This is a genomic window from Paenibacillus dendritiformis (genome assembly GCF_015845845.1).
Lineage (GTDB): Bacteria > Bacillota > Bacilli > Paenibacillales > Paenibacillaceae > Paenibacillus_B > Paenibacillus_B dendritiformis_C.
The window spans coordinates 1-13,204 of sequence record NZ_LDIG01000072.1; the positions used below are offsets into that span (position 1 = coordinate 1).

General features: G+C 57.0%; 15 protein-coding genes, 2 pseudogenes and 1 other annotated feature. Of the genes and pseudogenes, 4 read left to right on the forward strand and 13 right to left on the reverse strand.

What is annotated here, in order from left to right; translation table 11 throughout:
• Positions 1–82: 82 nt before the first annotated feature.
• The 4 genes and pseudogenes from ABD76_RS04050 to ABD76_RS04065 all read right to left on the reverse strand — a co-directional run.
• Positions 83–196 (reverse strand): annotated as a pseudogene (locus ABD76_RS04050) (transposase); the annotation flags it as partial.
• Between the two features lie 218 nt (positions 197–414).
• Positions 415–729 carry a DMT family transporter gene (locus ABD76_RS04055; protein ID WP_197254456.1) on the reverse strand — a complete coding sequence of 105 codons (315 nt, stop codon included), beginning with the start codon at positions 727–729 and terminating at the stop codon, positions 415–417.
• Complete coding sequence (locus ABD76_RS04060; RefSeq protein ID WP_206765510.1) at positions 730–1,071, reverse strand: DMT family transporter; 342 nt, start codon at positions 1,069–1,071, stop codon at positions 730–732.
• A 59-nt stretch (positions 1,072–1,130) separates the two neighbouring features.
• On the reverse strand, positions 1,131–1,709 hold the full coding sequence (locus ABD76_RS04065; protein ID WP_197254458.1) for a TetR/AcrR family transcriptional regulator: 579 nt from the start codon (positions 1,707–1,709) through the stop codon (positions 1,131–1,133).
• 167 nt (positions 1,710–1,876) lie between these two features.
• Here ABD76_RS04065 and ABD76_RS04070 point away from each other — a divergent pair, with 167 nt between their 5' ends.
• On the forward strand, positions 1,877–2,581 hold the full coding sequence (locus ABD76_RS04070) for a hypothetical protein (RefSeq protein ID WP_197254460.1): 705 nt from the start codon (positions 1,877–1,879) through the stop codon (positions 2,579–2,581).
• Positions 2,578–3,060 (forward strand): hypothetical protein, encoded by a 483-nt coding sequence (locus ABD76_RS04075; RefSeq protein ID WP_197254461.1) that lies wholly within the window; start codon positions 2,578–2,580, stop codon positions 3,058–3,060. Before ABD76_RS04070 ends, ABD76_RS04075 begins: the two co-directional genes overlap by 4 nt.
• 81 nt (positions 3,061–3,141) lie before the next feature.
• Here ABD76_RS04075 and ABD76_RS04080 read toward each other — a convergent pair whose 3' ends face one another.
• Positions 3,142–4,074 carry an aldo/keto reductase gene (locus ABD76_RS04080; protein WP_197254462.1) on the reverse strand — a complete coding sequence of 311 codons (933 nt, stop codon included), beginning with the start codon at positions 4,072–4,074 and terminating at the stop codon, positions 3,142–3,144.
• Positions 4,075–4,096: 22 nt separating this feature from the next.
• Positions 4,097–5,095, reverse strand: coding sequence for a Gfo/Idh/MocA family protein (locus ABD76_RS04085; RefSeq protein ID WP_197254463.1), 999 nt, complete (start codon positions 5,093–5,095; stop codon positions 4,097–4,099).
• Positions 5,096–5,312: 217 nt separating this feature from the next.
• Here ABD76_RS04085 and ABD76_RS04090 point away from each other — a divergent pair, with 217 nt between their 5' ends.
• Entirely contained in the window at positions 5,313–5,645 is a 333-nt protein-coding gene (locus tag ABD76_RS04090) for a hypothetical protein (protein WP_197254464.1), read from the forward strand.
• 71 nt (positions 5,646–5,716) lie between these two features.
• Here the strand turns inward: ABD76_RS04090 and argS are convergent, their stop codons facing one another.
• From argS to ABD76_RS04110, 5 genes and pseudogenes are all read right to left on the reverse strand, one after another.
• A complete protein-coding gene (gene argS / locus ABD76_RS04095) occupies positions 5,717–7,438 on the reverse strand; it encodes an arginine--tRNA ligase (RefSeq protein ID WP_197254465.1) in 1,722 nt (573 codons plus the stop codon).
• Between the two features lie 50 nt (positions 7,439–7,488).
• Positions 7,489–7,742 (reverse strand) — a binding site (T-box leader).
• Between the two features lie 8 nt (positions 7,743–7,750).
• A complete protein-coding gene (locus ABD76_RS04100; RefSeq protein WP_338125033.1) occupies positions 7,751–8,614 on the reverse strand; it encodes a glycerophosphodiester phosphodiesterase family protein in 864 nt (287 codons plus the stop codon).
• Between the two features lie 145 nt (positions 8,615–8,759).
• Positions 8,760–9,074, reverse strand: a complete 315-nt coding sequence (locus tag ABD76_RS30135; protein ID WP_338125034.1) for a hypothetical protein — start codon at positions 9,072–9,074, stop codon at positions 8,760–8,762.
• Positions 9,075–9,156: 82 nt separating this feature from the next.
• Positions 9,157–9,408, reverse strand: a pseudogene (locus ABD76_RS30140) (peptidase M17); the annotation flags it as partial.
• Between the two features lie 346 nt (positions 9,409–9,754).
• Positions 9,755–9,943, reverse strand: coding sequence for a hypothetical protein (locus ABD76_RS04110; protein WP_197254466.1), 189 nt, complete (start codon positions 9,941–9,943; stop codon positions 9,755–9,757).
• 183 nt (positions 9,944–10,126) lie between these two features.
• Here ABD76_RS04110 and ABD76_RS04115 point away from each other — a divergent pair, with 183 nt between their 5' ends.
• On the forward strand, positions 10,127–11,002 hold the full coding sequence (locus ABD76_RS04115; protein ID WP_197254467.1) for a DegV family protein: 876 nt from the start codon (positions 10,127–10,129) through the stop codon (positions 11,000–11,002).
• Between the two features lie 62 nt (positions 11,003–11,064).
• Here ABD76_RS04115 and ABD76_RS04120 read toward each other — a convergent pair whose 3' ends face one another.
• Positions 11,065–12,414, reverse strand: coding sequence for a nucleobase:cation symporter-2 family protein (locus ABD76_RS04120; RefSeq protein ID WP_197254468.1), 1,350 nt, complete (start codon positions 12,412–12,414; stop codon positions 11,065–11,067).
• Positions 12,411–13,007 carry a xanthine phosphoribosyltransferase gene (locus ABD76_RS04125; RefSeq protein WP_197254469.1) on the reverse strand — a complete coding sequence of 199 codons (597 nt, stop codon included), beginning with the start codon at positions 13,005–13,007 and terminating at the stop codon, positions 12,411–12,413. Before ABD76_RS04125 ends, ABD76_RS04120 begins: the two co-directional genes overlap by 4 nt.
• Positions 13,008–13,204 lie beyond the last annotated feature (197 nt).

Sequence of the window (13,204 nt, forward strand, 5' to 3'; positions counted from 1 at the left end):
GCTGCAAACATATGAAAACACCTGTCCTCTACTGGGTTCTTAATTCCAGTATCGACAAGTCATTGCATTTATAACGGCGAAGAAGCTCTTTTCTCACTTGATTATAAATCTCTTTCCGTCTATACTTCGGGGTGAACACAATGTGGTATTTGCACATCCACTTCGTGTGAGCTAGACTATAGTTCTTGTTTGCCATCTAAGACCATTCCTTTCATTGAGCCTGAACATCTCAATTTTATCGGGATGGTCTTGTTGGTCAAACCCTCGATCCCTCCACCCGCATAGCGGGTGGTTTTTTGTTTCGTGCGTTTCACGCACTCAACGGGCTAAAGCCCATAACAAAAAAATCCCGGCCACCCGGACCGGGATTTCCCGCAGCGCACGCTGGCGCTGATTTGACATTATCACATTAGTTCACGATACGAGCTTTAAGCCAATGGCGGCTCCCAGCACCATGCATATAAAGACAATTCGCTTCCAGTCCTTCGATTCGCCGTAGGCCAGCATGCCGACAATGGCGCCGCCCGATGCGCCGATACCGGTCCAGATCGCATACGCGGTTCCCATCGGCAGCGTCTCCATTGCATAAGCCAGGAAGGCGAAGCTCGCTCCGAAACCTATCATCATGTAGATCACGGATTGCCATGTTTTTTCCGCATGGAATTTGTTAATCATCGTTACGCCAACCATTTCGCATAACCCTGCCAGCAGCAGCGAGATCCATGCCATTTATGCCTCAGCTCCTTCCTTGTCCTTCTCCTTGGTAACCATTTTCAGGCCGATAACTCCGCCCAGGAGCAAGAGAATAAGAAGAACCTTCGGCACGCTGAACGGTTCGCCGAAGAAGACAATGTCGGAGAATACCGTTCCGGCGGTGCCCAGACCGACGAACACCGCATATACAGTGCCAACCGGCAGCTTCTTCCCTGCCATGATCATGACGTAGAAGCTGATGAGGATGGCAATTATCGTGCCAATCCATTCCCATACATTGCTGGCATGCTTCAAGCCAATGACCCAAAACACTTCAAAAAATGCAGCGATAAACACTTTGACCCAATGAATATTCATAGTCTCACCTCTCCTGTTGCCGGCTCTCTGCGTAGTATGGCTTATCTATCGCCGCCCGATTACGGAGCGATGCTGCGCTGGAACATCGTCCACGACGCTTCCAGCCTCTTTTTGAAACGAAGCGGCCCCCCCAGCAGCATTTCCACCAGCACCCCGTCCAGCAAGCACATGTAGGCGGCAGTGACGGTGTTCAGCTCGAGCTTGGCCAGCTGTCCTCTCGCCATTCCCTGTTCGCACACTCCGGCCAGCATTCGTTCCATTTCATCCAGATAGCCGTTGACCCGCTCCATGACCGGGCCCAGCAGCGGCGGCGGCGGAAAGAACATCACGCGAAGCAGGAACTTCACATTGCTGTCGCTCTGATATCGTTCCTCGTAATCGATAATGAGGCCGTACAGTTGATCCTCAATTGCCTTCAGCTCCCCCTGCTGAGCGAAATAATCCGCCAGCCGCTCCAATTGATCCGCGACCGCTTTGTCGATGACACTCAAGAACAGATCATCCTTGTTCTTGAAATGCGCGTATATCGATGGCGTTCGAATACCGACTTGGCTGGCGATATCGGACAGGGCAGCTCCTTCGTATCCGCTCGCGGCGAAATGCTCCAGCGCAGCTTCCAAAATACGATTGGCTGTCATGCGCCATCCCTCCATTTTCTTTTTACCTAACTAACGTTAGTTAGATTTTTTCACATTCGCGATTGATTGTCAAGACTGTGCGTCCGCTGTTCAATGGCGCCATTCCGGTGTAAATAGTGCTAGATGGATATCATCGCTTAATCTAGGTGAACAGGTGGTGCGTGCCAATGCAGATCATTCCATTAGAGGAGAAAACATTACACACCGCATTGCATCAGTTTATTTTTCCCTTTTCAATAAAAAAGGCAGCCTTCGCCAGTGTGGAGAAGCAGTTGCTGCGTGAAGGGTTTGTCCCGTTTTGCTTGTCGGATTCTTCGCAGGAGACCGCTTTTTACGGGCCTCGTCATGCGGTATCTCATCATTTGATGGAAAGCATGTTTTTGCCTTACACGGACTATATTTTGTTTCCGGATTCTCTGCCGGACCAGGAAGGCTTCCAGCGTTATTCCAAAGCCTTCGAGACAACCTTCTTGTTCCAGATGGCGTATGCCAAGCTGCATGCCGTCATCCGATCGGCCGACGTTATTTTGTGCCCGTTCGATGTGGCGCTTGTTACGATTCGCACCGAGGTGCAGGCTAGCTGCTCCTTGAGCCATGCCCTTGAATTCGCCAAACGATTTCGTTCCCTTCAGAACCGGGAGCTGAATGATCGGCGCTCCTTCATCCATTCCTTGGATACGGGCAGCACCTATCGGGAAACGCGCGAATTCATGAGCAAGGAGCTGATACCGGGGCTATTCGATTGGATCGAACGGGAGGAGCAGCCGTCCGGAGCCTTCGAAAAGCTTCCTTTTCTCATTAATGAGCGCATGTTCGCCATCGGCTTTTATGCGTCTGAGTGCGGAGACCTTCAAGCGATTCACGCGTCGTGAAGCTGTCCAACCAGCATGTCCATCTTCAAGTAGGCAAGAATGAAGACACGGTCAAGGAACTAATCCACGACATTACGCTCTTCTCCTCCAAATATTACTTTCGCAAGATGGCGGCGGAATCCCAATTGCGCGACATTTTCTGCCTCATCCGCGAACAATACGGGAATGATGCGCTGCTGAACGATGTCAAGCGAACCCTGTCGGATCTGTATGAATTCCAGGCGAATACAACGGGCCGCCGCTCCGGCTATATGCTGCAAATACTGACCATTTACACGGTCATCAGCGGGATATACGGGATGAATCAGATCATCGACGACTTGGAATACCCGATGAAATGGAAGCGGCTATCCGAATATTCTTTCTTCGAATATCTGGCGATGGCCGTTATTTTCTCGGGAATCGCCGTCAGCATCACGCTGGCCATTTCTGCGCTCTGGCATCTGTTCAAGGAGCTGCAGCGGCGCCGGGACTCGTAGACCGCTTATCTTCTTCCGTCAATATACGGCAAATAACCCGCCCTCCCGGACGGGACAACGGGTGTTTCATGGGGCGTAAACTTAGGCAGGCTGTAAATCAAGCCATGCGATTTCCTGTTCGGTTAGCGACAGCCGTGCGGCCGCAAAGCAGGACTCCAGTTCCTTGCGGTTCCGGGCGCCGATAATGGCCGCCGTCGGGAACGGCTGAAGCAGGACGTAAGCCAGGGCAATCTGAATCGGCTCGACTCCTTTGCTCGCGGCGAGCTTGCTGGCCCGATCGTAACGTTCCCAGTTCGCGTCATTGTAGAAAACACGCATAAGATCCGGATCCGGGCAATTCTCTCTCGTATAGCGGCCCGTGAAAAATCCTCGCGCTTGGGAAGACCAGGACAAAAGCGGCAGTCCCGTGCGTCGATGCCAGCCGATGGTCTCCGCATCCGCGCTGATACAGTCCGGCCAATACGGTTCCTTCGCCTTGGCCAGGCTCAAGTTCGGGCTGCTGAACGAGAACCCGCGCAGCCCATTGGCTGCCGCATACCGGTTCGCTTCCTGCAGCCGCTGCCAGGTCCAGTTCGAGCCTCCGAAAGCCTGTATTTTGCCCTCCTCCGCCAATTCATTCAAAATATCGAGAATGACGGCCACTTCCACGTCCGGGTCGTCCCGGTGCAGCGCATACAGATCGACATAATCGGTCCGCAGCCGTTCCAGGCTCTGTTCCAGCTGGTCGCGAATCGCCTGCCGGTTCATTTGTGGGCCACTCTGATTCGGATGGGCCCCCTTCGTCCAGATCCGGATGTCCTTCCGGTTCCGCCGCTCTTCTACCCACATGCCGATCGCCTGCTCGCTCTTGCCTCCGCAATAAATGTAGGCCGTATCGATCGTATTGCCGCCAAGCTCCGTGAAATCATCGAGAACCTGGGCCACATGATCATACGTCTCCGGCGCAAAAAAGTCCGAACCCATAATTAAGCGGGATACTGGTTGCTCCAGCCCGTGAATGTCCAGCATCTTCATCGGCTTCCTCCTCCCCTGTCCATTACATATCATGGATAACGACTCGCCGCCGCTCCCGCGCGGAGGCCAAGCAGGCGTCAATCGCCTTCATATTGAGAACGGCATCCTCCGGCTCGAACAGCAGCTTCTCCATGCCCCAGACGGCCCGCGCCAGATTGTCGGCTTGAAGCGCATATGTATTCAGCTCCGGCGGCGTTTCTTCCCGCGTTCCGTTCACGCCGTGTACAGTAAACGCGGCATTGCCGACGAAGGCCGAGGGCAGCTCAATCCGCCCGTCGGATCCGAGAATCTCCAGCGTGTTGCGGGAGGCCGCCCACATCCCGCAATCGAACGTCAAGCCCACCGCGTTCGGGAACTCCAGCAGCCCGGACGCCATCATATCCACATCCCCGTGCTCGGGGGAGAAGAATGCCTGCACCGTGGCAGCGACCGGCTCCGTCCCGAGCACATACCGGGCGGCGCTGATCGGATAACAGCCGACATCATAGATCGAACCGCCGCCCCATTCCTTCTTGTACCGTACATTGCCGGCATCGCCGGCATTATTGAAGGTGAACGCCCCGTGAATGCCGCGCACCTCGCCTATCTCCCCTGCCTCAATAATGTCGCGGATGCGGGCATAGCGGGGATGGTGGCGGTACATGAACGCTTCCGCCAGCAGCACCTTCGCCTCGCGGCAAGCCGCGGCCATCCGCTTGGCCTCGCCGGCCGTCAGCGCAATCGGCTTCTCGCACAGCACATGCTTGCCCGCCTCCGCCGCCCGGATCGTCCATTCCATATGAAGATGATTCGGAAGCGGAATATAGACGGCATCGATGTCCGGATCGGCAAGCAGCTCCTCATAGCTGCCGTACGCCTGCGGAATGTTGAGCTTCCGGGCGGTCTCCTCCGCTTTGACCAGCTCGCGGCTGGCGATGGCCGCCACTTCCCCCGTCTCGGAAGCGCGAATGCCGGGGATGACGGCGCGGATCGCTATGCTGGCGCACCCGAGTATCCCCCAGCGCAGTTTGTGGGTCATCATTGCCCCTCCTCCATCCATATGTCATCGTTTTGAAATCATGATGACTGAATCAGCTTGAGGCTATTATAGGGGATGGTCCGGCAAAAATCTATAACAGCGTTTTCATCGGCATGTAACGATTTGAAACGGTAAAAAAATCGATTTATGCATAATTTCTCATGCATGCGCAACACTAACCAAGTATGCAACTACCAACAACACTTAGGAGGAACACACGATGTACAATGCATCTATCTCATCCCAGATCAATCAGTGCGAGCAAATCATTGCCCAAATGATGCGCCAAACGCAGCAAGCATCGCAAATGTACCAGCAATTGATGCAGCAGGAGCAGCAAAACGCGTCCCGTCTGGAAGAACTGGCTCAACGCGAACGCCAAGCGGTGCAAGTTATCCAGACGGCCCTGCAAGGCCATCAGACGGCGATGCAGCAAATGCAGCAAGTAACCCAGCTCTGCCAGCAAATGGAGCAATCGATGCAAAGCGCCGCCAACCTTAGCTATGTTCAGCCGTCCTACGGGGCGACCTCCTATACGAATCGCGCCTACTAATGCCGATTCCCCGCATGTATCGGGCCGCTCCTCGGTGAGGAAGCGGCCCGTAATCTGCATCGCCCCAAGCGCTATATTCGTGCGGGCGTCTGAATTCCGATAATGCGCAGCCCTTGGCGGAGCACGTTCGAGACGGCGGCGGTCAGCGCCAGCTTCGCTCTTCTCGCTTCCGGGTCGTCCACCAGAATCGGCTCATGGTGATAGAAGCGGTTGAACTGCTTCGCCGCTTCCAGCAGCAGGCGCACGAACAGCGAAGGCTCATTGTGCTGGACGGCGGCAGCGACCGTCTCCTCGAACTGGGACAGCGTCTTCACGCAGGCCCATGCTTCGGGGCCGGACAGATGCAAGCCCTGAACCGGCCCAGCAGCTGCTTCGGCATCGTCCTGCCCGCCTGTCACGTCCAAATCCCGCCCCTTCTCCAGCAGACGCAGCGTGCGCGCGTACGTGTACTGCATGTAAGGGGCCGTCTCCCCTTCGAAGCGCAGCGCCTCCTCCAGTTGGAAGTCCACGCTCAGCATCCGGCTGTTCTTCACATCGCCGAACACGATCGCCCCGACTCCGATCGCCTCCGCGATGCTCTCTTTGTCCGGGGACTGCGGGTTCTTTTCCTCGACAATCGCCATCGCTTTGGCGACCGCTTCATTCAACACCTCATCCAGAAAGACGACCTTGCCTCTTCGCGTCGACATTTTCTTGCCGTTGAAGGTCATCAAGCCGAAGGCGACATGCTCGCAATCCTCCGCCCAGGCATACCCCATCTTGCGAAGCACCGCGTACACTTGGCGGAAATGAAGCTGCTGCTCCGCGCCGACCACATACAGCAGCTTGTCGGCGCCCATCATTCCCTTCCGGTAGATCGCCGTAGCCAGATCGCGCGTCGGATAGATTGTCGTGCCGTTCGATTTCAGGATGAGACAAGGCGGCATGCCTTCCTCATCGAGACGGACGACCATGGCGCCATCGCTCTCTTCCAGCAGGCCAAGTTCGGTCAGACGCTCCACGACCGCCCCCATCTTGTCGTTGTAGAAGCTCTCGCCGAGCACATGATCGAACTGAACGCCCAGCCGCTCATACACCCGGTTGAATTCCTCCATGCTCACATCGACGAAATACGACCATAAGGCGAGCGTCTCCGCATCGCCCTGCTCCAGCTTGCGGAACCATTCGCGCGCCTCGTCCTCCAGCTCCGGATGCCGCTCCGCTTCCTCATGGAACTTCACATACAGCTTCAGACTCTCTTCTATCGGCTGGCGGCGCAGCGCCTCTTCATCGCCCCAATGCCGGTAAGCCGCGATCAGCTTGCCGAATTGGGTGCCCCAATCGCCGAGATGATTCACCTTCTCCACCTCATACCCGGCCTGTTTGTACAGATTGGCCAGCGCATTGCCGATGACGGTGGAGCGCAAATGCCCGATGCCGAACGGCTTCGCGATATTCGGGGACGACATGTCAATGACGACCCGCTTGCCGGCTCCGGTGTGCAAGCGCCCATAATCGGGCTGAAGCATGCGCTCGAGCAGCTTCGGCGCCTGGACGGTCGGATCGAAGTAAAGATTGACGTATCCGCCGGCCGCTTCGGCGCGGACGCCGTCCCGTCCCTGATCATTCACCTGCGCGGCGATCTCGGCCGCAATCAGATGCGCGGCCTGTCTGCGCCGCTTCGCCAGCGGGAAGCAAGGATACGCATAATCGCCCAGCTCCGGCTTCGGCGGCAGCTCCAGACTGCGCAGCAGTTCCTCCATCGGCAATTGGACTAACGGTTGCAGCAGCTCGGCTGCAGCGTGTTTTAACATGACGACAACCTCCATTACCTTATCATGAAAATAAAAAAAGCCCCCGTCTGCAAAGAGACGGAGGCATTGGATCCGTGGTACCACTCTCATTGAACCGGGCATGCGAATGCCAGGTTCCCCTTATTCCCGAATAACGGCTGCGCCGGAATGCCCTACTTCACGCCTCCGCCATGGTGCGCGGCGGCTTCGGTTCAGGCATTCAACTCCCGGGTCCGCTTCCCTGACGCTGCCGTGCCGGCTTTCACCTGTTCCGGCTCTCTGCTGACGGCTCCACGTTCGGTACTCTCCCGATCATCGTCTTCTGATATGCGGTTAATGTCGTCCATTATATCTTGCGCGGGCCGAGAAATCAACATTTCCGTTCCATTCGGGCGAAAAAGCTGCCAATCCGTCCCCTTGCTGCCGGGCGGACGGCTTCAGCTCCAGCAGCGCAAGAGGCGTTCGCGTCGTAATCGCATCGACGCCCATGCCGATATACCGCTTGAACTCCTCTGACGCGTTGATCGTATACACCCAGACGGCCAACTGACGCTCATGGGCCGCTTCCACCAGCTCCCTGCGGCATGTCCGGTAATCCATGTTCAAGCCGTAGGCGGAGCATCGGAGCGCTTCGTCGCATGCCCGCCGCGCGAACGCCCCGTAATCGGCGATATCCGCTTCGCTTAATTCATCCGGCGTATTATATACAACGCGGATGCCGTCATATTTTCCTGCAATCCCCGCGCCGCACCCCGTGACGAACACCTGATTCCCCATGCCGTGCCGGAGAACGCATTCCATCGCCGGAGCCACCGTGTCCTCATTTTTAATATCCAGATTGAGCTTGATGCTCCGCTGCTTGGTGATGTCGAGAATGTCGTCGAGCTTCACGATATCCCGATGCGCATAGACAGGGCTTAATTGAATCCGGTTCTCCGCCCGGTCCAACTGCTTATAAGTATAAAAGATGTCTCCGTGGCGCGTTCGAATCGCATCGCGATCAAGCGGAGCCCCGATCGCCTGCTCCAGATAGAGGCAGGCGCGCTGCACCGAATCGGTCGATCCCGTCCATTGGCTCCATACGTCCAAGGGCATCTCATGATCATACTGCTTGCATATTTCTTGAAAAGCGATAAATTCCGTCGTTTCCGTATCCAGAATAAGCCCGTCAAAATCAAACAAGATCGCTTTAATCACGGCTTCTCCCCACCTGTCTTCCCTTCTAGTCAACGAGCTTTACTATAACGAGCTTTGCCGTGAACGTGTTCCGCTGCGGCGTCTTCTGCTGTGACGTGTTCTGCGTGACGTGTTTTGCTATGACGTGCTTTGCTGTGGACGAACTTTACGACGAGCGCGAACGCTCCGCCACGAATTCGGCCAGCAAGCGGGCCCCGTAGCCTGTGGCGCCGGCAGTTATATATCCGGCCGTGGACGCGGCCTCCTTCATGGCCGCCATATCAATATGAGCCCAGCTCATGGACGGATGCACGAACCGGCGCAGGAACAACGCCGCCGTAATCGCTCCGGCCTCGCCGACCCGGCTGATATTGCACAGATCCGCATAATCGCTTGCCAAGTAGCCTGCATATTCCTCGGCGAGCGGAAGCTCCCCTACCTTCTCTCCCGTGAGCCGGCCCAGGCTCCGAAGCGTCGACACCGTAGGCTCGTCTCCCCAGATCCGCGTTCTTCGAGCCGAGCGCGCCTTGGCAGGAATACGTCAGAGTCGCAATATCGACCACTTCCTTCGCGCCGAGCGCATGAGCATGTATCAATGCGTCCGCCAGGACGAGCCGGCCTTCCGAATCGGTATTGCCGACCTGAACCGAGACGCCGTTCGGATACGTCAAGACGTCTCCCGGCAGCAGCGCGCGGCCGTCCGGCATATTTTCGGCGGCGGGGATGATCGCGACCATGTTGGCCCGCACTCCGCGGCGGCGGATAATTTCCATCGCCCCGATAACGGCGCCCGCCCCGCCCATATCGATTCGCATATCGCTAATGTCCCAGCAAGCCGGAGTCGTCACCGTCAAGACGAGCACAGATCCGAAGTTTTGGAAAATGAATATGAGACGATCCTCGACTTCCGTTCGATTGCCAAAGCCGTATAATTATCAAACCCCTATATAGAGGGAGCCGCTTCGGGCTCGAAAGGAGCCCGAAGCGGACATCATCTCCCGTCGCTCTCCTCTCCCCTTTCCTCAGCCGCTGCACGGGACTGAGCCGAAGGGAGAATAGCGCAAAGCGCGGGCAGAAGCCTTTTCCGGCACCAAAAAAGCTTCGTTAGCGTCTGGCTGCTTACTCGGCCGCTGGCCCCGCATCGGTTCCGGCCCTCGGCCTTCAGCCGGTACAGGCGTCAATTCGTTGCTGAACGGCCTGATAGCATTTCTTGCATACCTTCAATTCCTTGCCGTCGGAATTCGTCCGGCTGTAAAGCAGCTTGATTCGCGTGCTGGCACAGACGGGACAGGTTCCTCTCCCGCGCGCCGGCAGCTTCCACAGCGATTTTCCGCGTTTGTTTTTGGCCATGCTCCCTCTCACCTTCCCTTCCTCATGCTCCGCGCGAGGACACCCCGCAACCGGTTCGATTACGGGTATGAGCCAGGAGCGCCAAATATGACGCGGGATTTCGGCGTTCACGCATTTTTCGCATCGAATCCGGCCAAGACATGGTATGATAAGAGAAAAAGCTTGTTAAGGAGAGGTATCCTCATGAAGCAAGTTCGTATCCTTACAGACAGCGCGATCGATCTTCCCCGCTCCGTCCTCGAGGAGCTGAACATCACGGTGCTGCCGATTATCGTAACTCTCGATCAGAATCAGTACGAGGACGGCGTTACTATACAACCGAAGCAAATGTTCGACGGCATGCGCCAGGGGCTCGTGTACAAAACATCCCAAGTTCCGATGGAGCGGTTCCAGCAGACCTTCGCGGCCATCGCGGAATCCGGCGAAGAAGCGATCTACATTGCCTTTTCTTCCGAGTTATCGGGTACATACGCGTCCTCGCGGATGATGCTTGATATGGTGAAGGAGGATTATCCTGACGCAGCGATAGATATCATCGATTCCAAATGCGCCTCCATGGGCTTCGGCCTCGTCGTCGAGCAGGCGGCGCGCTGGGCGGCCCAAGGCATGTCCCGCGAGCGTCTCGTCTCCAAGGTGCGCTCCTTGGCCGCGGGACTGGAGCATGTATTCACCGTGGATGATCTGGAATACTTGTACCGCGGGGGACGGGTAAGCAAATCTTCCGCCGTCATCGGCGGCTTGCTGAACATTAAGCCGGTCCTGCATGTGGAGGATGGCAAGCTTATCCCTGTGGACAAGGTCAGAGGAAGAAAGAAATCGATCCAGCGGCTGGCCGACCTGATGGAGCAGCGCGCCAATCTGGATGACAAGGATCAGCTTATCGGGATCGCTCACGGCGACGACACGGAAGCGATGGAGATGCTGAAGCAAATCATTAACGAACGGTTCGGCATGCATAACATCATGACCGGCTCGATCGGCTGCGCGATCGGCGCCCATTCCGGCCCGGGCACGCTCGCCCTGTTCTTCCGGAACCGCGCCTATACGGAAGCCGAATAATCCGGCAATAACAGAAGCCCCGCTCCAGAAGAAGGATGCGGGGCTTTGCTTTATTTTCAGCTTCAGGCGACTATGGTCTCCTCTTCGGACTCCTGCGTCTTCGCCTCCTCCGGCTGACGCTTCACGCCGTTGAACAGCAGATTCATGACGAGCGCGGTGAACGTCCCTGCGACAATCCCGTTGTCGGTAAGAATCCGCACCGTGTCAGGCAAGCTGTCGAAGATGCCCGGCGCTACCGTGACGCCAAGCCCCATCCCGACCGAACAGGCGATGACGAACAGATTCTCGTGTCGGTTCAGGTCCACTTGGGATCCGATCATGCGCAGGCCGCTGGAGATGACCATGCCGAACATCGCGACCATCGCCCCGCCCAGCACCGAATCGGGAATGAGCAGCGTGAGCGACGCGATTTTCGGCACGAAGCCGAGCAGCATGAGCAGGCCGCCCGCGACGACGATGACGTCCCGCGTCTTGACGCGGCTCATCTGGATGAGGCCGACATTTTGCGAGAAGGTCGTGTACGGGAACGCATTGAACAGTCCGCCGATGAAAATCGCCAGCCCTTCGGCCCGATAGCCGCGGGCCAAGTCTTTCGAATCGAGATCGCGGTCCACGATCTTGCTCAGGGCCATAAATACCCCGGTGGACTCGGCGATGCCGACCATCGCGACGATAATCATCGTCAAAATCGCGGTCGGATTGAACTTCGGCGTCCCGAAATAGAAGGGCTGCACGGCATGGAACCAGCTCGCGTCCAGCACAGGGGCAATATCGACCTTGCCCGTCAGCGCCGCGGCCAGCGTCCCGATCAGCAGTCCGATCAAGACCGAGATCGCGCGCATGAAGCCTTTCGAAAATTTATTAAGCAGCACGATAAAAATAAGCACCCCGAACCCGAGCAGCAGATTGTCCGGGCTGCCGAAATCCGGACTTCCCTGTCCCCCGCCCAGATTGCCGAAGGCGACCGGGATGAGCGTAATGCCGATGATGGTGACGACCGACCCGGTCACGACCGGCGGGAAGAAGCGAATCATCTTCCCGAACCATCCGCCGAACAGAATGACGAACAGCCCCATCGCCAATATCGATCCGTAAATATACGGTATGCCGTACTCCGAGCCGATGGCGATCATCGGCATCACCGCCTGGAAGGCGCAACCGAGGACGACCGGCAGGCCAATTCCGAAGAAGCGGTTCGTAAAGACTTGCAGCAGCGTCGCGATGCCGCACATAAGCAGATCGATCGCGACGAGGTAAGTGGTCTGTTCCTGGGTGAAGCCGAGCTGGCTGCTGACGATCAGCGGCACGATCACCGCGCCGGCGTACATCGCCAGCACATGCTGAAGACCGAGCGAGAAGGTTTTCAGCGGGTGGCGGTGCCTTTGGAACACCTTGTTGTCCACCATGCTCATTCGGCGGCCACCTCCGGCGCCTCATCGACGAAGGTCACGGTTCCGTCCTCAAGCGAGGCGACGCGGACCAGCGATTCGACGCGGTAGCCGGCAGCCAGCAAATGATCGCGGCCAGGCTGGAACGACTTCTCGATCACGATGCCGAAGCCGACGACACCCGCCCCGGCTTGCTCGACGATGCGGGCCAGACCGGAGGCCGCCTCGCCGTTCGCGAGGAAATCATCGATGATGAGGACGCGATCGTCCGGCGAAAGAAATTTTTTGGATACGGTCACTTCATTCGTCTCTTGCTTCGTGAAGGAATATACCTTCTCGACAAAAATATCGTCTCGCAGCGTCAGCGACTTCTGCTTTCTCGCGAAGATGAGCGGCACATTGAGCACCAGCGCCGTCATTAGGCCGGGCGCGATGCCGGATGATTCGATCGTCAGCACCTTCGTAATCCGCTCGCCGTCGTAGCGCTTCACGAATTCTTCCCCGATTTCCTTCATAAGCACCGGATCCATCTGATGGTTCAAGAATGAATCCACCTTGAGCACGCGGTCGCTTAGCACCAATCCCTCTTGCAGCACTTTGTCCTGAAGCCGTTTCACTGTTCATATTCCCCTTTCGATATTGGCAGCCTGTCCATCTTTTCCGCATTTGATGCACCCTGCAATGACAAAAAGCCCGCGCCACGCATTCCACAAGGAAATGAGAGGCACGGGCTGAGGGAACCGGCCGCATCATGCCGGCCTGCGGCATGATCGGCAACGGCAGCGGGCCGGCCAAGCGGCGCGGCGCGCCCTTG

Bases quoted from the DNA above. Each gene is read 5' to 3' on its own strand.
- ABD76_RS04065 (WP_197254458.1), bottom strand. From the start codon at position 1,709: ATGACAGCCAATCGTATTTTGGAAGCTGCGCTGGAGCATTTCGCCGCG.
- ABD76_RS04055 (WP_197254456.1), bottom strand. From the start codon at position 729: ATGGCATGGATCTCGCTGCTGCTGGCAGGGTTATGCGAAATGGTTGGC.
- ABD76_RS04120 (WP_197254468.1), bottom strand. From the start codon at position 12,414: ATGAGCATGGTGGACAACAAGGTGTTCCAAAGGCACCGCCACCCGCTG.
- ABD76_RS04110 (WP_197254466.1), bottom strand. From the start codon at position 9,943: ATGGCCAAAAACAAACGCGGAAAATCGCTGTGGAAGCTGCCGGCGCGC.
- ABD76_RS04070 (WP_197254460.1), top strand. From the start codon at position 1,877: ATGCAGATCATTCCATTAGAGGAGAAAACATTACACACCGCATTGCAT.
- ABD76_RS04060 (WP_206765510.1), bottom strand. From the start codon at position 1,071: ATGAATATTCATTGGGTCAAAGTGTTTATCGCTGCATTTTTTGAAGTG.
- ABD76_RS04115 (WP_197254467.1), top strand. From the start codon at position 10,127: ATGAAGCAAGTTCGTATCCTTACAGACAGCGCGATCGATCTTCCCCGC.
- ABD76_RS04085 (WP_197254463.1), bottom strand. From the start codon at position 5,095: ATGATGACCCACAAACTGCGCTGGGGGATACTCGGGTGCGCCAGCATA.
- ABD76_RS04090 (WP_197254464.1), top strand. From the start codon at position 5,313: ATGTACAATGCATCTATCTCATCCCAGATCAATCAGTGCGAGCAAATC.
- ABD76_RS04080 (WP_197254462.1), bottom strand. From the start codon at position 4,074: ATGAAGATGCTGGACATTCACGGGCTGGAGCAACCAGTATCCCGCTTA.
- argS (WP_197254465.1), bottom strand. From the start codon at position 7,438: ATGTTAAAACACGCTGCAGCCGAGCTGCTGCAACCGTTAGTCCAATTG.